The following is a 23,759-nucleotide window of genomic DNA, read 5'->3' as shown; positions in this document are numbered from 1 at the left end:
AATAATAGTCGCTGCTGTTGCATCTATGCTACGCAATCATTCATATTCATTCTATAGCCTGTGTAGAATACCCAAGTCCTCTTCACGACGCTATGCCGTTTTTTAAAATTGACGAAATGAGCCTCTATGACCATAACGCCAAAACCTGATTCAGTTGTTTATCGTGTGCGTGTTGCCGTACCTGTGCATCTGTACGACACTTTTGACTATACACTCACCAAAGCACAATATGAACGGGCTCAGGTAGGTTCACGCGTCGCGATTTCATTTGGACAGCAAAACCTAATTGGTATCATTACTGAAAAAGTTGACCCACAAGAATCATTTACAGGTAACTTTCAGCTTAAAGCCATTTCTGAACTTTTAGATGATGAACCTATTTTAGATGAACAAGTTTTAAGTTTATTGACATGGTCTGCCCAGTATTACCAATTTCCGATTGGTGAAGTGATGCAAACGGCCCTACCCGCGTTATTGCGTCAGGGTAAACCAATGGATGTATTGTTTCATCTATGGAAAATCATTCCTTGTGACAATGTAGAAGCCTTGTTAAAGCGTTCCATTAAGCAACAAGATGCGTATCAGATTTTAAAATTACATCCTGCCGGAACTACAGAAAATATTCTTAATTTAAGTGGTGTAGAAACGGCTACGCTTAAAGCGCTACAAAAGAAAGGACTCATAGACTGTACACTTGAGCCTCATGATTTTAGCCCAGCACCTGTGCAATTGGCTCAAATGCCACTCACGTTAAATGATGACCAAAAGAAAGCAACTCAGCACGTCATTAATGCACAGCATCAATACCAAGCATTTTTACTAGATGGCTTAACTGGAAGTGGTAAAACCGAAGTTTATTTGCACATCATGCATGAGGTGCTAAAGCAAGGTAAGCAAGTCCTAGTATTAGTTCCTGAAATTGGTTTAACCCCTCAAACTATTTCTCGCTTTAAGTCTCGTTTTAACTGTGACATTGCTTTATTACATTCAGGCTTAAATGACTCTAAACGTTTACAAGCATGGCAACAGGCACAAACTGGAAAGGCCTCTATTATTTTAGGGACTCGTTCCGCCATTTATACGCCGCTGCCACGTTTGGGTCTCATTATTTTAGATGAAGAACACGACCTGTCTTATAAACAGCAAGAAGGTTTCCGTTACCATGCCCGCGATGTCGCGCTTTATCGGGGCCACTTACAAGGCTGCCCTGTTATTTTAGGTTCAGCGACTCCAAGCATTGACAGTTATTACTTAGTAGAAACTGGCAAGTTAACTTCACTGCAACTGAACCAGCGTGCAGGCCACGCGCTTTTACCTAAAATGCATTTGATAGATCTTAAAATTGTCAAAAAGCAGCATGGTATTAGTCAGCCTTTAATCGAACAGATTAAAAATACGCTAGCAAGAAAAGAACAGGTTTTAATTTTTTTAAATCGTCGTGGCTATGCGCCTGTACTTGTGTGTGAAAGCTGTGGATGGCAAGCGAATTGTCCACATTGCGATGCGCATTTTACGTTACACACTCAGCCTTATTCTTATTTACATTGTCACCACTGCGGCACGGTTCATCGCTTGCCAGACCACTGCCCTGAATGTCAGCAGAAGAGTTTAAAAACTTTAGGTGCAGGAACAGCCAAAGTTGAAGAGCACTTACAAGAATTATTTCCAGACTATGATGTGATTCGGGTCGATCGTGACAGCACCAGTCGTGTCGGTAGTTGGCAAAAAATTTATGATCGTATTCATCAAAACAAACCAACAATTTTGCTTGGTACTCAAATGTTGGCAAAGGGTCACCATTTTCCACATGTGACCTTGGTTGCTATTTTAGATATTGATGCGGGTTTACTGAGTGTCGATATTCGGGCGCCAGAACGTACGGCTCAGCTGATTGTACAAGTCGCTGGTCGTGCTGGTCGTGGAGAACACAAAGGTCATGTTTATTTACAGACTTTAAGGCCAGATCATCCTTTACTCACCACACTCATCGAAAAAGATTATCGGGCAGTCGCAAAACAAACTCTGGCTGAGCGTAAAGTTGCATTACTGCCGCCTTATCGTTATGCGGTCTTAATTCGTGCTGAATCGAAAGATCGTGACTATACCTTGCATTTTTTAAATGAAGCTGCCGAGCAACTTCGTCAAATTGCAGGTGATATTGTTGATATCTGGGGGCCAATTCCAGCACCAATGGAACGTAAAGCGGGACGTTACCGCGCACATATGGTGATTTTGTCTGCCGACCGTGCTCGTCTGCATTTTTACTTAAGACAATGGTGGGCTCAGTTGGTTCATGCACCAAGACAGCATCAACTTAGACTCTCTATTGATGTTGACCCGCAAGAATTTAGTTAGATGATTTGAATATGATGGTGTGAAGAAGCCCTTTTGGCTTTACACTTAAAAAGATCAATACATTCGGGGTAATGAATGTCATTCCTACTGCAAGCAACAATTTTTCTTGGAGCTTCTCTGATTTTAGTCCCTTTGGGTAAACGCTTAGGGATTGCAACAGTTTTAGGTTATTTATTTACGGGCATCCTTCTTGGCCCGAGTGTTTTAAACATTGCCCATGACCCTGAAGCCATTATGGAACTGGCTGAGTTTGGGGTCATCTTACTTATGTTCCTGATTGGACTAGAGTTACGTCCTCAACGTTTATGGGAAATGCGCGACTCCATTTTCGTGATGGGCAGTTTGCAAGTGGTGATTACGGGCGTAATTCTGATGCTCACCATATTGCTACTATTTCAGCAACAACTTGCTGCCAGCTTTGTCATTGGTTTTGCGCTTGCGCTGTCTTCTACAGCCTTTGTATTACAACTACTGACCGAAAAACAACAGCTCAACACCACCTATGGTCAGCAATCGTTTTCAATTTTACTGTTCCAAGATATCGCAGCGATTCCTTTACTGGCAATGATTCCACTGTTGGCAGGAACCGAATCTACCCATCATGGTATTGCTTACTTTGCTGCCATCATCGCGACATTCAGTGGTCTGTTCTTATTTAGTCGCTATGTCATGCGTCCATTTTTCCGCTTCGTTGCAAAAAGTGGTGCAACCGAACTGATTACCGCAGTAGGGTTATTTATTATTCTTGCTGTTGTGCTACTCATGGATACTTTAGGGATTAGCACAACTCTAGGCGCTTTCCTCACTGGCGTACTTTTAGCTGACTCAGAATTCCGTCATGAACTTGAAGCAAGTATTGCTCCATTTAAAGGACTATTACTTGGTTTGTTCTTTATGACTGTGGGCATGACCACGCAACTGTCGTTACTGATTGAAATGCCTTGGCTCATTATTGGTGGAGCGATTGGCTTACTCCTCATCAAAACCCTCGTGTTGACCGCCATTGCCCGCTATAAAAAATACAGTTGGAATAATAGTCTGCTGCTTGGAACTTGCTTGGCTCAAGGTGGTGAATTTGCTTTTGTCATTTTAAGCCTTGCTAAAAGTGAAAAGATTTTAACCGATGCCTTATTAGAGCCTGTTACGCTGATTGTGACGTTATCGATGGTCCTGACACCAGTTATTTACTGGATTATGGCAACTAAAATCATTCCTTTGTTTAATAAAGAACGTCCACCTGAGTATGATGAAATTCCTCAGCAAGATAATCCAATTATCATTGCTGGGTTTGGTCGATTTGGACAGATTATTGCGCGTATTGCCCGCTTGCAGCACTTAGGCTTTACTGCTATCGACAACAATCTTCACCAAGTGGACTTTGTGCGTCGATACGGCGGTAAACTCTATTATGGCGATGTCACTCAGCCTGATTTACTTCGCTCGGCAGGCATTGAAAAAGCCCAAGTATTTATTTTGGCAATTGATGATGTCGAAGACTCTATGAATGTTGCACGGCATCTAAGATTGAACTATCCACACATAAAGCTATTAGCACGCGCTCGTGACCGCCATCATGTACACCTGTTAAGAGATTTAGGTGTTGAACATATTTGGCGTGAAACCTATTTATCATCATTAGGTATGGCTTATCGCGCTTTACGTGAACTCGGTATTTCCGATGAACAAGCTTATAACAATATCGAAATCTTTCGAGATTATGATGAGAAATTACTCATACAGCAGCAAAGCATTTATACCGATGAACAAAAAGTTTTTGAAACTCATCGTAATGCGCTGGCTGAACTTGAGCACCTCTTCGAAAGTGATGCACAGCAAGCCACTTCAAGACATGACGTTAACTTAAAGCGTCATTTACAACCAAATCGTATCGACATTACACGAGATCACGAAGAATAACTTGAGATTTCGCAAAATGGCTATATTAAGGACTTATTCACATTGCCTAAATGATTGCGACAATCGGTACAAAAGTTGCCGTTGTCCTGCTTGCAGCTTCGCTGCATTCCCTAAGCTTGATTAAACCGAAGTTGTTATAATCTGCTTAGGGCCCTGGAGAATATTATGTCTGATTTACGCCAACGCTTTTATATAGAGGACTTTCCTGTTCGCGGTGAAGTAGTTCATCTAGAAGAAGCATTACAAACTATTTTAGCTCAACGCGACTACATGCCTGCGGTTAAAATTCTACTAGGCGAGATGTTGAGCGCGACTGCATTACTTGCAAGTACTTTAAAAATCAAAGGCCGTATCAGCTTGCAAATCCAGGCTAGCGGCTCTTTTAAATGGGCTATGGCTGAATGTAACCATTTAGGCGAAGTTCGCGCTTTAGCAGACTACGAAACAGATCCACGTTTTGTTGAAGCAACTGACAGCAGTACAGTCCTTGGTGCTTTAGTTAATCCAATTTTATTTATTAACATCGAACCTGAGCATGGTGAGCGTTATCAAGGGATCGTACCTCTTGACCAAACAAATCTAGCGGGTTGTTTGATGCAGTATTATGATTTATCTGCTCAAATTCCAACTCGTATTGTATTGGCAAGTACAGCTAAACGTTCTGGTGGTTTACTCATTCAGTTATTACCTCGTCATGATGAGGAAGAGCAAAAACTGGTTGATGAAGACCTATGGCCACGTTTGACCATGCTGACTGAAACGCTTAAGCCTGAAGAATTAACAGAACTTTCAGCAAATGAGATTTTGTATCGTCTCTATAACGAAGAAGAAGTACGCTTGCCAGAAGTTGAACACTTAAAGTTTGGCTGTACATGTTCTAAAGAACGTTGTGCTAAAGCACTCATTCAAATTGGTGTTGATGCTGTTCATGAAACATTGGAAGCTCAGAACCCAATTCAAATGGATTGCCAGTTCTGTAATACACGTTACGAGTTCACTGCTGAAGAAGCACTGGGTTTATTCGGTGAACATTTGAGTTAATTACTCACTTCATAAAAAGGCGGGCAAACCGCCTTTTTATTTATCTATAGTTTTTGATGATAATTTTCAGCATCTTATTTTAAATCAGTTAATATGAGCTTACTTTATAGCCTAATAAATAAGATGCTTATATTTCATGAATTATTTTGATTATTTTCTCTTTATTTTCAGTATCATTATTATGATTGCGACTCCTGGCCCAGTCATGATTTTGGTGGCAAGCGCCGGACTTAAAGGCGGTTATAAAAAAGCACTGGAAACCATTTTTGGTACAAACCTCGCCTCACTAGTTTTAATTTTTATTTCAGTACTCGTGCTTAAAGGTGTACTCGGTATTAATGAAAGCTATTTAAATATTATTCGTGTTTTAGGCTGCCTCTATATTGGCTATTTAGGATTTAGTATTCTTAAAGAAGTGATTCAAGCTCCGCATCCTGAAGCAATACAAACCGTTTCTGCACAAAACGGTGGTTTTAAAAAAGGCTTTTTGGTCGGTATTTCAAACCCTAAAGATATTATTTTCTTTTCAGCTTTCTTTCCTCAATTTGTCTCTATTTCACCTAACTTAAATTTCAGTCTAACTGTTCTTACCCTGACATGGATTATTTTAGATTTTTTAACCCTATCTTTGGTTTATGTATTTTTCCGTCGCCTATCTAACAGCCACTTATACCCTAAAATACTCGGCCTATGCGGTCTATTACTTTTACTAATTGCCCTATACGGTTTATATCAGACGTTCATTTAAGCAATGAGAGGCATAACCCTAACCGACTTATGTCTCTTCCACCTTGCTTCCCCATTTTTGTAAGAGAACAACTCTTATACAATCTAGCTCGTTGAAAGCCTTAAAAATTGTTTCATAATGAAATAAACAACACCATCGTGATAAAACATTATGGCCAAAAATTATTATGAAGAATTAGGGGTTACACGAGAAGCCTCTGCTGATGAAATTAAAAAAGCATATCGGAAACTAGCTCGTAAATATCACCCCGACATCAGCAAAGAAAAAGATGCGGAAGAAAAGATGCAGGCCATTAATGTTGCCTACGACACCTTAAGCAATTCCGAAAAAAAAGCTGAATATGACCAAATGTTAGACCACCCACAAGGCTTCAATGGCTTTGGTCAAGGTGCAGCTCAAGGTGGATTTGATGGCGCACGCTTTTATCGTCAAGGCTTTACAGGCGGCGGTGGTGAACAAGCTGACTTTAGCGGTTTTGAAGACTTATTTGGTCGTTTTGGTGCAGGCTTTGGTGGTGGACAGCAACAATACCAAAGACAGCAACGTAGTTATCGGGGTGAAGATCAACATGCCAGTATAGAGGTCGATCTTGATATTGCCTACCATGGATCAACACAACAGATTACTTTACAAATTCCGACTGTGAATGTTTATGGTGAGCCTGAGGTACAACGTAAAACCCTACAGGTGAAAATACCTAAAGGCATGAAGGAAGGCCAACAAATTCGCCTAAGTGGCCAAGGACAAAGTGGCATCAATGGGGGTGCCAACGGCGATCTGTATATCGAGATTCAATATAAAGATACAGATCGTGTTCATGTCGAAGGCAGTGATGTATATTTAACTATAGATGTAGCACCGTGGGAAGCAGCATTAGGTCAAGGTATTGAAGTAAAAACACCTGCTGGGTCATTACATGTCAATTTACCTAAAAATGCAAAACAAGGACAACAGCTACGTTTAAAAGACAAAGGGATACCAAATAAAACGCCAGGCCATCTTTATTTAATTTTAAATATTGTATTCCCACCTGCGCATTCTGAAAAAGAAAAAGAAGCGTATCAGCAATTGGCAGAAGCCTTTGCTTCATTCGAACCTCGTTCATCTCATTAGGGAGCAAGATCATGACAACCATCCATTATCGAGAAATTGTATGTGACGGCCACACCTTTAGTGCTGAAGTCGTTGATGAACAATGTACATTTGACTTGCAACAATTTGCTCAAGCCTGTGGTCAAAGCCCAGACTGGATTCTAGAGCTCATTGAGTACGATATTTTAGCGATTGAAAATACCCCTGAAAAACATCAGTTCATGGGTGAAGATGTCGTCCGCGCTCGTAAAGCGTATCGTTTACAACGAGACTTTGATGCAAGTTTGGCAGCAGTTGCGGTGATGTTAGATTTGATTGATGAGGTGCAACAACTTAGAAAACAGTTGAAGCATTTTCATTAAGTTTTTTTGAAATCATATTTTCCGAGGTATAGCTTGAGCTAAAAGTCATCCTTGGCCTGCCCATTATCTAAATAGTATTGTTTTTGCAATAAAATTAGTTAAATGCTGGTAGTGAACAGGTTCTAAGGATGACAAATGCCTTTGGTTACTTTGGGCGAAACCAAAGTAACGAATTAGCTATAACTATTTGATATATTAATGAGAAGACTCCGTCGTGTAAAAATAAAAATTTATTTTAATCGAGTAATCTTCTCCACTTCCTTCAAAGTCTGCTTAATCGGTTCATACTCCAAAAACCAAAATAAATTCATCCGTTCTTCACGATGCTGCTGCGCCAATAAATCAATAACACTTTTCTCACCACGCCCCACCAAATGCTGTCGATAGAAGTAGTACAGCAATAAAACCGTACTGAGCAACATGACACCGAGCATAATCCAAAAACCCACTGGCGATTTAAGCCCCGGAATAAACTCAAAGTTCATTCCGTAAATACCAGTTAAAAGCGTAAGTGGTGCAAACACAGCGGTAATAATGGCAAGAATACGCATATTTTCATTGGTCTGGTTTGCAATCGCTGAGAAATGCAAGTCAATCGCTGACTGAATAGCGCTACGTAAACGTAAAGTATGTTTTTGAATACGTTCGACATGACTCATTAAATCATTCAAACGAACTAACAGAAGATCTTGAGAACTATGCGTCCGCTCACCAATCACATGATGATAGTTTTCTACAATTTCATCCCGAAACTCTTGTAGGGTTTCGATTTGCTCTTCACAAAGGTTTTCGACCTGTTGAAAGGCCATGTTTTCATGAAACAGTTGATGCCATTGTTTAAAACGGCGATTCCCCTGTAATAGTTGTTGTTGCCAGTGCTCGACCCTTCTGGTTAAAGGTGAACGAATATCAAGATAACCATCCACCATGCTATTCAGCAGACGTAAACATAAATCTACAGGTGAATTAGGCAGCTTACGGGTTTTATTTTGTTCTTCTAGAGTTTTACATAAAATATTTTCAAGACGTTGAATATAGTTTTCAATCGACTTGTTGCCCTGCTCACGTACGCTAATGAGTACTTTAGGGGTAAAAATAAAACTAATTGGCGTGGTAGCTAAGCCAAATACACTCTCATGTGATTCGCCATTTTTAATTTCATCATCAGGTGTAACAAGCTTTCTAAAAATAAGCAGGTCATATTCTTCAAGCGTATCAAAGGCGCAAGGGTGCTCAATATTCGCAATATCTCGCATATGAAATTCATTAATTGCGACATCTGCAAGCTGCTGAATTTCGTGTTGCCATTCTTCATTATGGTTAACAACATCAGATCTCACGCTATCAATCCAGAAAAACTCCAGAACATGTTCAGTGTGCTTTTCTCGGCTCAAAAAAACATAGCCATCCTTTTGATGACGATAAAAATAATAAATCTGCATACCACGTCGATCTATTTGTGTGTTACTTGCATCATGCCATAAAAAAAGCCCGCATCAAGCGGACTTTTTTAGTGAGTTAAGCAATTATGCTTGCTCAATATCTTTCATAGTCAATTTGATACGACCACGGTTGTCAACATCAGCAACTTGTACTTTCACTTCCTGACCTTCTTTAAGAACGTCAGTTACGTTCGCAATACGCTCATTCGAGATTTGCGAAATATGAAGAAGACCATCAGTACCTGGCATAATGTTTACGAACGCACCAAATTCTACGATACGGATAACTTTACCGTCATAGATTTTACCTGGTTCAACTTCAGCAGTAATCGCTTGGATTTTTGCAATCGCAGCTTTAGCAGCAGCTTTAGTTTCACCAAATACGCGAACTGTACCGTTATCTTCAATATCGATTGCAGCTTTAGTTTCTTCAGTAATTTGACGGATTGTTGCACCACCTTTACCAATTACGTCACGGATTTTGTCCGGATTAATTGTAATTACTTCAAATGTTGGAGCATGCATTGAAATTTCAGGACGAGCGCGTGAAATTACTTTGTTCATTTCATTAAGGATGTGCATACGACCAGCAAATGCTTGGTTTAACGCAACTTCCATAATTTCTTCAGTAATACCTTCGATCTTGATGTCCATTTGAAGTGCAGTAATACCGTTTGCAGAACCTGCTACTTTAAAGTCCATGTCACCAAGGTGGTCTTCATCACCTAAGATGTCAGAAAGTACAGCGAAACGCTCGCCTTCTTTCACTAAGCCCATTGCGATACCAGCAACTGGTGCTTTAAGTGGGACACCTGCATCCATAAGAGATAATGATGCGCCACATACAGAAGCCATTGAAGATGAACCGTTAGATTCAGTAATGTCAGATACAATACGGATCACGTACGGGAAGCGGTCAGCGGCAGGAAGAACTGCTTGAACACCACGACGTGCTAAACGACCATGACCAATTTCACGACGCTTAGGACCAGACTCACGACCTGTTTCACCTACAGAGTATGCAGGGAAGTTGTAGTGCAACATGAAGTTGTCAGTCTTAGTACCAGAAAGCGTATCAACCATTAACGCATCACGTGTGTTACCCAAAGTTGTTGTTACCAACGCCTGAGTTTCACCACGTGTAAATAATGCAGAACCGTGTGCACGGTCTAATACGCCAACTTGAACGTCGATCGCACGAACAGTTTTAGTATCACGACCATCAATACGTGGCTTACCAGACAAGATGTTGTCACGTACTGTACGGTATTTAAGGTCTTCAAATAATTCGTTTACTTCGTCAGCAAGACCAGTTTCGTCATTTTCAGGAACGAACTGAGCTAAAGCTTCTGCATAAAGTGCATCTAATGCTGCATAACGATCTTGTTTAACCGCAATCGTATACGCTTCAGAAATTTTAGCTTCGAAAGCTGCTTTTAATTGCTCACGAAGTGTTTCATTTTTAGCTGGAGCAACCCAAGTTGATTCCACTGCACCAGCAGCAGCAGCAAATTCTTTAATTGCTTGAATCGCGATTTGCATTTCGTCATGACCGAAAAGCACTGCACCAAGCATTTGGTCTTCTGAAAGTTCTTTTGCTTCAGATTCAACCATTAATACAGCCGCTTCTGTACCAGCAACCACAAGGTCAAGGTCAGACTGAGCCATTTGTTCAAAATTCGGGTTTAAAACATATTCGCCGTTAATTAAACCAACACGAGCTGCACCAATTGGACCACGGAATGGTGTACCTGCAATTGCTAATGCAGCAGAAGTACCTAACATTGCAGCAATATCAGCTTCCATAGTTTTGTCAGAAGAAACAACTGTTGCTGTTACTTGAATTTCGTTGAAGTAACCTTCTGGGAACAATGGACGGATTGGACGGTCAATAAGACGTGAAATTAAAGTTTCAGCTTCAGAAGCACGACCTTCACGCTTACCGTAACCACCAGGGATACGACCAGCTGCATATTGTTTTTCTTGATAGTTAACTGTTAACGGGAAAAAGTCTTGACCCGCTTTTGCTTTAGATTGAGCAACAACTGCAACTAAAACAGTTACGCCGCCCATTGTAATTAAAACTGTATTTGCTTGACGTGCAACGCGACCCGTTTCTAAAACGACTTGATGTTGACCGAATTGGAATTCTTTACGAACGATGTTAAACATTGACATGTATTGTATTTTCCTAATTTTATTCTAGTGAGACCCCTAAGGTTTGGCATTCAGACTACAACTATTGGTAGATAAATGACAAAGCTTAGAAGCCATCACACTAGACCAAAAATTTTAAATAATATTAAACGCAAAGAAGGAGCGCACAAGCGCCCCTTCTATAAATCGCCTAACGGTTGATTAGGCGAAACTTTCTTTCCAGAAACAAAGCATAGCAACATGCGATAAACCGAAAACAAAGCAAAATCGAATTAACGACGTAGACCTAAAGCACCGATCAAAGCAGTGTAACGCTCGTGGTCTTTACCATTTAAATAGTCAAGTAATTTACGACGTTGGTTAACCATACGGATCAAACCGCGACGGCTATGGTGGTCGTGTTTGTGAGCTTTAAAGTGACCTTGTAAATCATTGATTTGAGCAGTCAATAAAGCTACTTGTACTTCTGGTGAACCAGTGTCGTTTTCAGCGCGAGCAAATTTAGCAATGATCTCTGCGCGGTCTGCATTAGTTAAAGCCATTCGATTTCTCCGAGATGCTTAAAAAATAAAATGATATGAATCAGTTGAGCGCAACTGACTGCCGTGCATCACTACAGCAAGTTGCCTATTTTAAGGTATCTATATATGGATTGCAAAATTGTTTTCAGTTACCTGTCATTTTAGACACTGACATCAGTCTCTTAACCCTGCACACTTGGCCTTCAATAAAAAGAAAGAAACGCGAGGGACGTGTGAAAATATTTTCGACCAACACCTGTCCAGTACCAGACGAGATTGGATCGGTCATTCATCACAAAGATGAGGTACCTGCTGAACAAGGTGGAATGAATGAACGTCAGGTTCAAAAGATCTGGAAAAGTATTGAGTCACTCTATAAAACTGGGAACTATCCACTCATTACTTTTTGTTTACGTAGACAGGGGAAAATTTTATTAAATCGAAGCATTGGCTATGCTCAAGGCAACTCTCCAGAAGGTTTGCAAAATAATGCAATCATCGCAACGCCGGATACTCCGGTTTGCTTATTTTCAGCATCCAAAATGATTACTGCCATGTTGATACATCTTTTAGATGAAAAAGGTGAAATCAACTTACTTGACCCCGTCAGTTATTACATTCCTGAATATGGTGTAAATGGGAAGCGCCGTGCGACGATCTTTCATTTATTAGCACATCGGGGAGGCATTCCTTACGTTGATGGAGAAGTCACTCCTGAACTGCTTTTCGATAAAGATGAAATTTTAAAGCGCTTATATGCAGCAAGACCCGTTTCTCCAGCAGGCAATCACCTTGCTTATCATGCTGTAACCGCAGGTTATATTTTAGGTGAAATTATTGAACGAGTCACAGGACAAGACCTTCGCCAATTTGTGCATGAGACCATCGAGAGACCGATGGATATGCCTTATTTCAACTATGGTTTGAAACCAGAATATCGCTCCAAAGTCGCACTCAATTGTGCAACAGGTTTACATCCTCGCTTAGGAACAGATCATTATCTCAATCATGTACTAGGTGGTGGCTTACAACTCGCTGTAGATGTGACCAATGATAGCCGTTTTATGGATACCATCTGCCCTGCCGGTAACATTTATACCAGTGCTGAACAAGCTGGCCGCTTCTTTGAAATGCTTTTAAGTGGGGGAAGCTACCAAGGCAAGCAAATTTTAAGTGAAAAAACAATTTTTAGAGCAACACTCCCCACCACAGGAGTTAATATTGACCGAACCTTATTAATACCGATGCGTTATGCATTGGGTCCAATGCTTGGTAGCAATCCAGTAGGCTTATTTGGCCCAATGACGGGACAAGCTTTTGGTCATCTCGGTTTCTCTAATATTTTATGTTGGGCTGATCCAGAGCGTGATATTAGCGTTTCATTATTAACCACTGGAAAATCGGTCGTGGGCACTCATCTCCCTGCTCTAGCTAACTTGCTCTATCAAATTTCTAGCCAATGCCCACGAATTCCTAGAGATCAGCGCCGTTCATTGTTTGGTAGCGATTCACATGAAACAGATCTAGTCTAAATAGTTATAACTTAGCGATAAAATAAAAAACCCAAGCATTTCTGCTTGGGTTTTTGGCGCTGTAGTTCTTGTTTATCGTGTTTATCTCTGTTTTTCTTGTTATATGTGAGATGCTTTCTGCATCTTTCTTCTTGTTTTATTCACTTCCGTTGTTTTTATTTCTATTTCCTTATGTGATGTATTTTGTCATATCCAATTATGAAGAAAAGTAGTATTTTTCTTATCATCATGTAAGCGAAAACGTACAGGTCTGTCTAATATTTAGCGTTTATCTGCAACAGCTAAATAACGTACGGTTCTGTATAACATTTAACTTAACAATTCACGCGAAAAATGACTATTTAAAATTCATATTACAAATAAATATATTAATATGTTCGAGTTAAATGATTGATAATCAGAAGAAGAAATAGCGTGACACAAACAAAGATTTATTTAATATATTTGACATGATAAAAACTCAAAATATAAAAAAGCCCTGTAGTCTCTCCCAAAACTACAAGGCTTAGCGGCTGTAAGTTTCCTCTTTATTCACCTACGTCATTGTAAGTTCGCAGTCTCTCGACTTAAGTTATTATTATTGTGCGATTTTGCCCGACATTCCTTGCCAAGCTCGTTGTGCGTTTATAATCTCAAAAACAGGGTGTGTTCTCTAGCAGCAAATATCTCGAATCCATGTAAGCTTTTTCTTACACGGGCAAAAATATTAAGTTTGACTTAACGAACTAACCGATTAACTTTTTCAACTAAACCGCTTTTCCTGGTCGTACGAACTGTAAAAGATTGTAATAAAGCCTCTGGATGAACCAATAAACTCACTACTTTTTTGGCTCGTGTAATCGCAGTGTAGATCAGCTCTTGGCTTAACAAATTCTTGGCGGCCTGATCGAGAACAACAGCAGTGTGTGTAAATTCAGACCCTTGCGATTTGTGAATGGTTAAAGCAAATGCACTTTGAATACTTTTAGGTAATCGGTTTGCGGCAACCCACTTATTTAAACTTGGGAAATACACTTCAAACTGCTGAGGTTGGGTTCTATGTTCAAAACATAAACCAATGTCACCATTTGAAATGCCGAGCTGGTAATCGTTATAAGTCATCATGACAGGACGACCTACATACCATCCCCCTAAAGTCACAATACCTAGCTGTTGTTGTAACCAGCGTTCGGCATATTGATTAAGTTGCTGCAAGCCAAATGGTCCATGACGTACAGCAGTTAAAATACGGTAGTCATCGAATGACTTAACAATATTTCCAATATGCTCAATTGAGCGATCATCTTGTAAATAAGCTTTTAGGCTTTGCACATAGCCTTGAAAGCCCACCATCAATTTTTGGTAGTAAGCTTCTAGCTCTATAGGTGACTCTTCAGGTAAATATTCAAGCTGAACCACATCGGGCATATCAGCTTCTAAAGGAATTGAACGTAGCTCTGAAACCTGAACAATATCAATTTCAAACTGTTGCAAAACCTGCTCATGATTGATCTGACTGGTTTGCATTTGAATAAATCGTGCCACCTGACCAATCAAAGCACCTTCTGCAAAACGACGGCTGGTCTGAAGGTGAACACGGTTTTCAGACAACGCCTCGATTTGCTGTAAATCTGCAAGTACCGCTCCAACATCTACAGAAGCAAGCTGGTTGGCATCGCCCAATAAAATAATTCGACAAGACTCAGGAACCGCTTCAAATAATAACGTTGCCAGATTTAAATCCAGCATAGAGGCTTCATCCACCACAATAACGTCATAAGGCAAAGGTTGCTTTTGATTAAACCGTGGGGTTTGGCTATGCCCCATACCTAATAATCGATGAATGGTTTGGGTACTTTGGTTTCTTAGCTCATCACTAACCAACCCCGACTCAAGCAGTTTTGGGTCATTAAACGAGTTTTGTAAGGCTTCTTGCATACGCTGTGCAGCTTTACCCGTCGGAGCTGCCATTGCTACACGAATATGAGGAATTGCTTGACTCAGCACAGCAATAATACGAGCGAGCGTATAGGTCTTACCTGTACCCGGCCCACCTGTAATAATACTCAAGCTCTGCCGAGTCACCATTTGCAAGGTAGCTCGCTGATGAGGATCAGTGAGTAAGTCTAAATGCTCTTCACACGAAACTGGTTGAATTGGTTGCTGCTTTAATCGGCGAATTTGCTCAGCTAGACGTTGCTCTAGGTTCCAATATCGGTATAATGCCAACCCCTGCCCGTCGTGGACACAAGGGGCAACTTGAGACTTTGCTTGTTCAGCAGAGATCACCAGTTGGCCAAGTGTTTCTATTTGCTCTGGGCTAATCTCAATACAACTGTCACCTTGCAAGCTCGCTTCAATCAGCTGCTGCAAAAAACAAGCTGCTTCTGGAGCTTGTGTCTGTGCAGTAAACGGAGCTTGATTTAGAAAGGTACTCCAAGTCATTAACCAGCTTAAATCGCTTTGTTCAGGGCTATTTAGATTGTCCACACACTTATCCACCTAGTTTTCCACACGCTTGTCCACATGGTTATAGACAGGCTTATCCACACCCCAAGTATTTGTTAATTCTAAAATTAGATCTTTTATCAGCATTTTTTATGCAATTTTATCCTCAGCAAAGTACCCTAAAATAGCATCGAGTCGTAGAACAAATTCTGTACTTGGCTGCCAATAATAATAACCTTGCTCAGCTTCGCCATTCATACCGCGCAAGTAAAGATAAGTCGCCCCACCTAAGTGTTGTTCAATATCATAATTCTGCATTTTGACTTTTAAATAACGATGTAACGCAACCAAATACAGGCCTGCTTGTAGCCAATAGCTGGCTAAAGACATACTTTGTGCAATGCTTTCTACACTGTAATCGGCAAGGTTTTCACCCAAGTAGTTACTCTTATAGTCAGCAATGTGATAACGCTGCCCATCAAAATAAACCAAGTCTATCGAACCATTTAAATAGCGTGCAGAACGAGCCTCTAATAACTCTGGCATTTCCATACCATATTCAGCAAACAACTGCTGAATACGTTTCATGGCTAGTACACGATCTGACAAGGCCAAATAAAAAGGACACTCTGATAAATAGTGTTCTGGCTGTAACTGATTTAAACGAAAACCTTGATATAACGGCGTGTTTAGAATCTCTTGCAACCATTCAGCCACAGTGTGATAAAGCGAATATTCCGCTTCTTGTTCTTCGGGGAAGCTTTCTTGATATTTGATTAATAAATCTTGCCACAAACTACTGTAATCATTTTTAAAACGACGGCGTATTTCACTTACCCACTCATCTGAACATTGAAAATCAATATGTTCAAAAATCTCATGTAAGAAATTCCCTGCAAGCGTCCCTCTCGGAAAATTGCTTTTGATCCAGCTAATTGGCTGTGCTACGGTCGCCTCAACAGAAATAACTTGATCGAGTTCATCTTCGGCTAAAACAGCTTCATGGCTCTGGCTCGCGAGTAAATCTGTACCTACTTTATGTCTTAAATGCTGTGCCAGATAACTAAAACTGGTTTTGCCTCTCGAATAGAAGCGCTGGTCAGGAAAATGCTGTGCCTGTATTTCAATAATATTGATGTGTTGATTTAAATGTCTTGCAGCAGGTGGTTGCTCCAAAATCATTTCATCGGTACAACAACGGTGCTGAAAAGGCTCAGCTCTATTTTTCCAAAAAGCTAAACCTGAAACAGACTTGCCATCTGTATCTTGTAAAAGTGCATAAACACGATGACTTGCACGGGTTAAAGCCACGTACCAAAGGCGGTTTTGTTCTGCCAAAGCCCGTTCTTCATGCTGCTTCAGTTCGGTTTCGTTTAAATACGTTTTATCAGCAATCGCAACAACTCGTTGTGTTAGAGTTTGAGCCGACTCTGGAACCGTTATATCTTGGGTCGAGAAGTTAAGCGTTTTGTTATTTTCCCGAAATGGCTTATCAGCCCCAAGCAAAAAGACAATTTTAAACTCAAGGCCTTTCGACTGATGAATAGTCATGAGCTGTACGCCAGCTTCACTCGACAATCTACGCTCTAGCTCCCACTCACGGTCAAGCGGTGACTGTAATTGCTTGAGATACCAATGATAGAGATTTTGCGCACCCTGATATTTCTCGCTATGTTGACTTAAAATTTCGGTCAAATGACGCAAGTTCACCACGACCCGCTCATTATCTTTACTCTGGACAGCAACCAGATTTTTCCAAATGCCAAATTGGTTTAAACATTGCTGCCATGCCACTAAAAAGCCCTGAGCCGACCACAATTCCCGAATAGCATCAAAGCCTGTCATAAACTGGCTTAAACCTTCGGCCGTTTGTTCGAGTTGCAACAGTTGTTTTAGATCCATAGCAAACAATCGACTAATCAAAGCTCGTTTCACTTTTGCCTCATCGTAAGGATGAAGAATCGCAGTGAGTAAGGCCCCAACATCTTGAGCAATTGTGCAATCAAAAACACTTCGTTTTGATGGCCGGTTAACGCGTATTCCTAAACGTTCTAATTGAAATTGAACTTTATCAAGACCATCATGATTACGTGATAAGACCGCAATATCATCTTCATTTAAAGCTTGGGTCTGAGTATCTTTTTGAAGATATAACTGCCCAGTATGTGACTGGTTGAGTAAATCCCGAATCTTCCACGCAACTTGCTGTGCTTCCGTTTCCTTGTCTTTTAGCATAAGCCAGCGCAACGGATTTGGGTTAGGCTGATTTTGATCGACTAAAGCTGGGTGAGGTCGAGTCCCTGCCCGAATTGGGTCATATTGAACTTGCTCACCGAAGTCGATTTGCCTTTGAAATAAGGCATCAACCACTTCAACCAAGTCAGCGACTGAACGATGATTATGTATTAATTTATATTCTCGACCATGCTTTGCCTGAATATCTTTATAGGCATTTAAAAAGGTAAGCATGTCCCCACCACGGAAACCGTAAATTGCCTGCTTACGGTCACCCACCATAATCATGCAACCTTTTTGGTAACGCTCTGGATGACGCCAAATGCTGGCGAGCATATCGTCTTGGTCTTGGTTAGTGTCTTGAAATTCATCGACTAAAATTAAGGGATATCGAGCCTGAACAAATACGGCGAAACGCTGCCCCTGCTCGCCTTTTAGCGCTTCTGACAAAGTGCGAATTTGCTGAGAAAAAGTCGTCTCGCCCTTGTTTTGTAAAACCTGTGGTAAGCGTTTTTTAACCTCTACACACAAATAGGCTTTTAAATAAATATGAAGCTGATCGAACTGTTCAGCGTAGTTTTTCAGCACACCAAATAACTGCTGAATCTTCTGAATACAAGGATGCTTATAAAATCCATCAGAAATTTCGGCAGGACATTTTTTAAAAACTTTCTGATCGGCAAGTTGGCCTAAAAACTTAAAAATAAGTTCCCGTTGTGCTGCCAAAGATCCATCAAAAACTAAAATACTGTCGCTTTGCGTTAGAACTTGTAAAAGCTGCGGTAAACACTCGCTAAATAATTTGTTAAACGCCCCATTACGAAATATTGTGCCGCTTACATGTTTATAGTGTTCGCCATCAAGCGAGTAATACGGCTCTAAAAGGCTGATATCAATTTCTGTTGCCAACTGTTTGAGCTGCGCAAGTTGTTCAAATTCAATGGTAGGCTTTTCGGGAAGTTTAAAGTGAGCCGAACTAAAGTTCAGTGAGTCTTCGACCAGTTTGACAAAACTGTCGACACTTTTTAACTCACCTGCCAGATACAACGCATCAATCACAGTTTGAGGCTGAGACTGTATCCATTCACGTAGTACATCATGAATCAGTTGGCGGCTATAGGTTTTAGCATCATCGGTAATTTGAGCACGTTCAATTTTGCCGCTCTCAAAAGCAAACTCACGTAATAGTTTTTGGCTAAAGCTATCGAGTGTTCCGACAAACAACTCATCCAACTGATCGATGACGAGCTTTAAACGCTCACAGGCATAGGCAATACGTGTCGCAAAATGCTTGAGAACATGTTGCAGTAATAAGTCAGATTCAAGCTCAGCCTGTAAAAGAATCTCTTTTTCAGTCAGACTCCGCTTAGTATCTAAGTAACGGTAGGTTTCGACCAGACGTGCATGAATTCGGCTTTTCAACTCGGCCGCAGCAGCACGGGTAAAGGTGGTCGCAATGACTTGGCGCGGTAAATATTTCTCAAGGAAAATACGTACCATCAAACTCGACAGTGTATAGGTTTTCCCGGTACCCGCCGAAGCTTCAATTAAGTGCAATCCGCTAAATTCAATATCAGTAATAGGTTGATAAGACACCTGTACTCTTGAGTTCATGCCTTACTCCGAATATTGAAATTGAAAAACTGGATGATACAAATCATATGCAAACTCATCACAAGCGTGTTGAAGCAATGCTTGTGCATCTTGTTCTTGCAAAATAAAACGCCAGTCCTTATGTAACTTACACGCTTCATTTTGAGTCATATCGATAGCGGTAAATGACCCAGTTTCATTCCAGTATTTTAACAGCTCGGTATAGCTCTTCTCATCCAGTTTTATTTTTTCTGTCTGATTTGATACTTCCCACTGATATGCCTTGGCTTTTTCCAGAGGTTTTAGCATTAAAGCTGCTGGTAGCACCAGTGGTTGCTGTTGAGCATAACGCCAGATCTTAAACCACGGTTGTAAATACTGCCGAGCTTGCTCAGAACTAATACCTTTACAAATCACGGTCTGGTCACTAAAAACTACAATACGGCGTCTTTCAGCTCCTGCACTTCCCTCATTTAAATAGGCCAACCAAAGCAGGTACTCTAACCAGACTTTTGCACGTCTTTTTGCTCGAGCACTTGATGCTTCCATGCTGACCCAATCCTGAGTTTCAGATTTAGGCACTGTAATATTCATGTGCAGCTGTTTGGCAATTCGCCAGCTTCGCTGCGTGGTTTGTGTCACAGCTGGTGCATAGTGATGAAGACGTTCAAGCAAACATTCCTGTTCAAAAATACCCTGTTGCCATGCGCTGTATTGAACTTTGCCTACAGGTAATTGATCAAGTAGAGCCTCAGGCTGCGCCTGTTGTTCATTTTGCTGTAAAAAATGTCGAATGGTATAACGGCCTAAACCATCTAAAAGCAAAGGTTCATTTTGATCTAACTCCCCAACACTTCCCAAATTTTCAACACCTAAAGTTTTTAAATAGAGGCGTGCAGGGAAAGTCACATCTTGTATCCACTGATGACTGTCTAAAACCAGCATGTCAGGTATTTCCAAAGGATAAGATGTATTCGCCCAAGGCTTAAGAACACCAGATGCTTGTTGAATTTGCATCGCCACGTTAAACCAGTGATCTTGGTAGCGAATGTAGCTGTTCTCGGCCACAAAACCCTTCGGGTCAAACGGCTGTAAATAATGTAAATGGTAGAGTTGTTTTAATTGAGACGGAATTTCAATGCCTTCAATGACCTCTCGTTCAGGTGCATTTGGCTCTGGTTTTACAATAAGCGCAAGATGTTCTCGGAACTCTTGAAGAATACTTGAAGGGTCTCTCACCTCACCATCATTGACATCAAAACCGTTATAAAATAGCCATAGATTTTCTTGAGCTAAAAGTAAAGCATCCAAGAAAGCGCCTTGGTCATCCTCAAGGCGGGAACGGTCACCTAGTTGTTGACGTAAAGCATCCATCAAATCAAATGGTACATGCGTATCACGGTTTGGAAACTGCCCTGCATCAAGGTTCAACATCACAATTAAGCGATAAGGTAAGGGGCGAATTTGCCCAATCTGAGCAAATGTAATCTGTCCAGTTGGTTCAGCTTGTGCCGTCTGGTTTTCTAAAGTTCGCTGAATCTCATCTAGAATATAAGGCAAAGGCAAGGTAATTTTACGTAAGGTACCTGTTTCTGCCTCGGCATAGTAACTTGCAAGCGTTAACATACGCTCTTGTTTTTTCACAATTTCCCGAGCAGTTTTTAAAGCAACAACACCGGCCTGTTCAAACTCGACAATATCTTGTGACAACACTTGCAGCCAGTATTCTACCGTATGAACTTTTCTTTGCTCATGCATAATGAGCCAGTCACGGCGCTCATTTAAATCTTGATAAATCTGAATGAGCGTACCAATAAGCTCAAAATCGCCTGGTTGAACCTTAGCGTAACTGAGTACCTGATTAAATGTAGCATGTTCGGGAATTGCGATACCGAGTGCTAACCGCTCTAAAGCAAATTTAAAGCTATAGCGATAATCTTCATCACCGTCACATAAGCTACGTTTCAGGTGCTCTGCATCAAGACCACGTTTAAACCCTGCATCGGCCAGTAATGCCAAAACTCGTTCTACTTGAGCATATTCAAGTGCATAGCGCTGCTGCGTCGCATGTAAACCAAGCCAGTCAGCGAAATCATCAAAGCTAAATCGCCCTTGCATAAGGTGAATTCGGCCAATTACGGCACGCCATGCATTAAGTGCATCAAGTGACGCAATACCGGCAATTTTTACGGGTAAATGGACACCTTGCTCAGTTGCAGTAGCAGGAAAAACACTTCGTATTAAAGGCTCTACTTCTGCCAAATTAGGTACTAAAACCAAAATATCATTTGGACGACGCGGCTGTTCATGTGGTTTAGCCAACCAGCCAATCAACTGCTCTTTCAATACTTCAAGTTGCCGTAATGTCGAGTGGCAGACATGAATTTGAATGGAGTCATCATTAGGGGCAAGCTCATACTGCTTTGCTTGGGGTTCCACCAAGTGCAAAATATCTGACTGAACTTTGCCAAGTAAACTTTCAGGAAAATCATCGACAAAGGCATCCACCCACTTACCCTCTTCACCTGTAGACAAGTTTGAGAGTAATGAGAAGTGGTCGCGGGCTTGTTTGCCCAGTCTTGTTAAAAGCGGATGCCTCGACTCACGCGCCTCAGCATTAAAGTTAAGCGTAAATTTATCAAAGAAATCGGCAATTTCAGCATCAGTCGCTTGAGGATTTTTCGCAATAAAACGCTCTTTCACACCTAAGTCATAACGTTGTTTCCACAGGGGATCGACACTATCGGCCCAATATTCCTGTGAAGGGTTATAGTGCAAAATCAAAACATCAATGTATTGCCCTAAACGACGCAAAAACTGAAGCTGGCTAGGCGGCAAATCCAGCAAAGTAAAAACAACAATTTGCTCCGGCAAACGAGACAGTGCTTTCTTCTGGCGCTCAGGATGGTCTAATTCCTGCCAAAACAGCTCGTCAATTTGCTGCATCTGCATAAAATCATCATGAAAATGCTGCTGCCATAGCCAGCGCTGCCAACGCTCTAACTCTTGTGTTTGCTGCAAAGTAAAAGCAGAAATTTCTTTATCTTTCTGCGCAATATACTTTTCGATATCCAGCGCTCGGCCTTGTCCCCACGCTGCTAACCAGTTATTTGGGCAAGTACAGGTATTTTCACACCCACGTTGACACTGTCCCCGATAAACCATGTAGTTACTAAATAAATCGGCAACCTGTTCGGCAACCCAATACAACATTTTTTGTTTTTTTAGCTGTTTCTCAATACCTTGTTCAAGCCGATCTGCGCTGTCATAAATACGTTGAACAATAGAATGCAGTGGATGAGAGCTATCTATGCTCATAACATCAGACTGAATAAATTCCTGTAAGGCTTGATGTACACGCCATTTAAAAATCAAGCGTGGAATATTAGCCTTACGAACCTGCTCCTTATGCGCCGTGAGAACCTGTTGATAGGCATACCACTGAAACCCGCGCACACGCTGGTGGAACTGGTAATTGGCACTCATTCCTTGTTGTTCTGCAAGTTTTTGTATCAACCATTGCTCTACCGCAGGACTTGGTACAATAAAATGCTGGGCTTTCAAAACCTGTAAAGGATGCGTTGAAGGTTGGGACGTAGATGCCAGTACGCCCTGCAACAACACATCAATACGTTGACTTTGAATAACATGGATGCCCATTTATTTCATATCCTACTCGCATAATTTATGCACAAAATCATAAACATTCATTACTATACAACTGAATCTGACTATGTCACGTTGGTTTAAACACAGCATAATCTAACTTTAGGTGTCACTTGCCTTGTGTTTGGAAGGCACCCTTAAGGAACCCATTACAGGTAAACATTATGAAAATTGATAACATTCCTGACTATATTGATCCTAGCCTAAATCTGGAACAAATTCGCGATGAGTGCCACGAGCTCATTCAGAAAAGAGCTTACGTCTCTGCTGGTGCAGCAATTGTACCCATTCCTTTTTTTGACGTGGTAGTAGATTTGGGAATTTTGTCACAGCTTATTCCCGATATTAATTCCCGCTTTGGTTTAGCACCTGAACATGTCAGCGTTTATGATCCAAAAACAAAAACCATTCATTGGGATGAACTGCGTAAACGTGGCTTTCAATTTTCAGGTTTTGTGGTCGCGCGTACCACCGTTAAAAAAACGTTTAATGGTTTCTTTGGAAAAATTGTCACCAAACAAGTGACTAAATTTATACCATTAGGCGGGCAAATTGTTGCAGCAGGTTTAGGCTATTTTATGATGAAGAAAATAGCCCAAACGCATCTTACTGATAGCTACAACCTTGCTAAACGTGTTCAACAAAAAAGTCGTGGCACGGTTGTAAACTAA

Annotated in this window: 14 protein-coding genes; 8 read left to right on the top strand and 6 right to left on the bottom strand. The window is 40.9% G+C overall.

What is annotated here, in order from left to right; genetic code table 11:
• Positions 1 to 126 precede the first annotated feature (126 nt).
• The 6 genes from RMA95_RS09505 (at position 127) to RMA95_RS09480 (ending at position 7,515) form a co-directional block, all read left to right on the top strand.
• Positions 127 to 2,355, top strand: a complete 2,229-nt coding sequence (locus tag RMA95_RS09505) for a primosomal protein N' (RefSeq protein ID WP_311070270.1) — start codon at positions 127 to 129, stop codon at positions 2,353 to 2,355.
• 75 nt (positions 2,356 to 2,430) lie between these two features.
• Positions 2,431 to 4,272 (top strand): monovalent cation:proton antiporter-2 (CPA2) family protein, encoded by a 1,842-nt coding sequence (locus RMA95_RS09500; RefSeq protein ID WP_311070269.1) that lies wholly within the window; start codon positions 2,431 to 2,433, stop codon positions 4,270 to 4,272.
• A 165-nt stretch (positions 4,273 to 4,437) separates the two neighbouring features.
• Complete coding sequence (locus RMA95_RS09495; RefSeq protein ID WP_004710781.1) at positions 4,438 to 5,313, top strand: Hsp33 family molecular chaperone HslO; 876 nt, start codon at positions 4,438 to 4,440, stop codon at positions 5,311 to 5,313.
• 136 nt (positions 5,314 to 5,449) lie between these two features.
• Positions 5,450 to 6,061 (top strand): LysE family translocator, encoded by a 612-nt coding sequence (locus RMA95_RS09490; RefSeq protein WP_311070268.1) that lies wholly within the window; start codon positions 5,450 to 5,452, stop codon positions 6,059 to 6,061.
• 150 nt (positions 6,062 to 6,211) lie between these two features.
• The gene (locus RMA95_RS09485; protein WP_311070267.1) at positions 6,212 to 7,174 is read left to right on the top strand and encodes a DnaJ C-terminal domain-containing protein; all 963 of its coding nucleotides are present in this window, start codon (positions 6,212 to 6,214) and stop codon (positions 7,172 to 7,174) included.
• Between the two features lie 11 nt (positions 7,175 to 7,185).
• Complete coding sequence (locus tag RMA95_RS09480) at positions 7,186 to 7,515, top strand: chaperone modulator CbpM (protein ID WP_209045781.1); 330 nt, start codon at positions 7,186 to 7,188, stop codon at positions 7,513 to 7,515.
• A gap of 230 nt (positions 7,516 to 7,745) precedes the next feature.
• On the opposite strand, the gene RMA95_RS09475 is transcribed toward RMA95_RS09480, so the two are convergent.
• The 3 genes from RMA95_RS09475 to rpsO all read right to left on the bottom strand — a co-directional run bounded on the left by RMA95_RS09475 (position 7,746) and on the right by rpsO (position 11,656).
• Positions 7,746 to 8,957: a magnesium transporter CorA family protein gene (locus tag RMA95_RS09475; RefSeq protein WP_311070266.1), complete on the bottom strand. Its 1,212-nt coding sequence runs from the start codon at positions 8,955 to 8,957 to the stop codon at positions 7,746 to 7,748.
• Positions 8,958 to 9,041: 84 nt separating this feature from the next.
• Entirely contained in the window at positions 9,042 to 11,129 is a 2,088-nt protein-coding gene (gene pnp / locus RMA95_RS09470; protein WP_288422346.1) for a polyribonucleotide nucleotidyltransferase, read from the bottom strand.
• Positions 11,130 to 11,386: 257 nt separating this feature from the next.
• Positions 11,387 to 11,656: a 30S ribosomal protein S15 gene (gene rpsO / locus RMA95_RS09465; protein WP_001229357.1), complete on the bottom strand. Its 270-nt coding sequence runs from the start codon at positions 11,654 to 11,656 to the stop codon at positions 11,387 to 11,389.
• 212 nt (positions 11,657 to 11,868) lie between these two features.
• Here rpsO and RMA95_RS09460 point away from each other — a divergent pair, with 212 nt between their 5' ends.
• Positions 11,869 to 13,167, top strand: a complete 1,299-nt coding sequence (locus RMA95_RS09460; RefSeq protein ID WP_311070286.1) for a serine hydrolase domain-containing protein — start codon at positions 11,869 to 11,871, stop codon at positions 13,165 to 13,167.
• Between the two features lie 717 nt (positions 13,168 to 13,884).
• Here RMA95_RS09460 and recD read toward each other — a convergent pair.
• The 3 genes from recD to RMA95_RS09445 form a co-directional block, all read right to left on the bottom strand.
• Entirely contained in the window at positions 13,885 to 15,636 is a 1,752-nt protein-coding gene (gene recD, locus RMA95_RS09455; RefSeq protein ID WP_311070265.1) for an exodeoxyribonuclease V subunit alpha, read from the bottom strand.
• 108 nt (positions 15,637 to 15,744) lie between these two features.
• Positions 15,745 to 19,443 carry a UvrD-helicase domain-containing protein gene (locus RMA95_RS09450; protein WP_311070264.1) on the bottom strand — a complete coding sequence of 1,233 codons (3,699 nt, stop codon included), beginning with the start codon at positions 19,441 to 19,443 and terminating at the stop codon, positions 15,745 to 15,747.
• A 3-nt stretch (positions 19,444 to 19,446) separates the two neighbouring features.
• Positions 19,447 to 23,082 (bottom strand): exodeoxyribonuclease V subunit gamma, encoded by a 3,636-nt coding sequence (locus RMA95_RS09445; protein WP_311070263.1) that lies wholly within the window; start codon positions 23,080 to 23,082, stop codon positions 19,447 to 19,449.
• 170 nt (positions 23,083 to 23,252) lie between these two features.
• Here RMA95_RS09445 and RMA95_RS09440 point away from each other — a divergent pair, with 170 nt between their 5' ends.
• The gene (locus tag RMA95_RS09440) at positions 23,253 to 23,759 is read left to right on the top strand and encodes a hypothetical protein (RefSeq protein WP_311070262.1); all 507 of its coding nucleotides are present in this window, start codon (positions 23,253 to 23,255) and stop codon (positions 23,757 to 23,759) included.

The sequence above is a fragment of the Acinetobacter sp. V110_1 genome (assembly GCF_031798975.1).
Classification (GTDB): domain Bacteria; phylum Pseudomonadota; class Gammaproteobacteria; order Pseudomonadales; family Moraxellaceae; genus Acinetobacter; species Acinetobacter nosocomialis_A.
The sequence above is the reverse complement of the archived record's forward strand: the minus strand, read 5'-3'. Positions and strand labels throughout refer to the sequence as shown.

Bases quoted from the DNA above. Each gene is read 5' to 3' on its own strand.
- RMA95_RS09505 (WP_311070270.1), top strand. From the start codon at position 127: ATGACCATAACGCCAAAACCTGATTCAGTTGTTTATCGTGTGCGTGTT.
- RMA95_RS09500 (WP_311070269.1), top strand. From the start codon at position 2,431: ATGTCATTCCTACTGCAAGCAACAATTTTTCTTGGAGCTTCTCTGATT.
- RMA95_RS09495 (WP_004710781.1), top strand. From the start codon at position 4,438: ATGTCTGATTTACGCCAACGCTTTTATATAGAGGACTTTCCTGTTCGC.
- RMA95_RS09490 (WP_311070268.1), top strand. From the start codon at position 5,450: ATGAATTATTTTGATTATTTTCTCTTTATTTTCAGTATCATTATTATG.
- RMA95_RS09485 (WP_311070267.1), top strand. From the start codon at position 6,212: ATGGCCAAAAATTATTATGAAGAATTAGGGGTTACACGAGAAGCCTCT.
- RMA95_RS09480 (WP_209045781.1), top strand. From the start codon at position 7,186: ATGACAACCATCCATTATCGAGAAATTGTATGTGACGGCCACACCTTT.
- RMA95_RS09475 (WP_311070266.1), bottom strand. From the start codon at position 8,957: ATGCAGATTTATTATTTTTATCGTCATCAAAAGGATGGCTATGTTTTT.
- pnp (WP_288422346.1), bottom strand. From the start codon at position 11,129: ATGTTTAACATCGTTCGTAAAGAATTCCAATTCGGTCAACATCAAGTC.
- rpsO (WP_001229357.1), bottom strand. From the start codon at position 11,656: ATGGCTTTAACTAATGCAGACCGCGCAGAGATCATTGCTAAATTTGCT.
- RMA95_RS09450 (WP_311070264.1), bottom strand. From the start codon at position 19,443: ATGAACTCAAGAGTACAGGTGTCTTATCAACCTATTACTGATATTGAA.
- RMA95_RS09445 (WP_311070263.1), bottom strand. From the start codon at position 23,082: ATGGGCATCCATGTTATTCAAAGTCAACGTATTGATGTGTTGTTGCAG.
- RMA95_RS09440 (WP_311070262.1), top strand. From the start codon at position 23,253: ATGAAAATTGATAACATTCCTGACTATATTGATCCTAGCCTAAATCTG.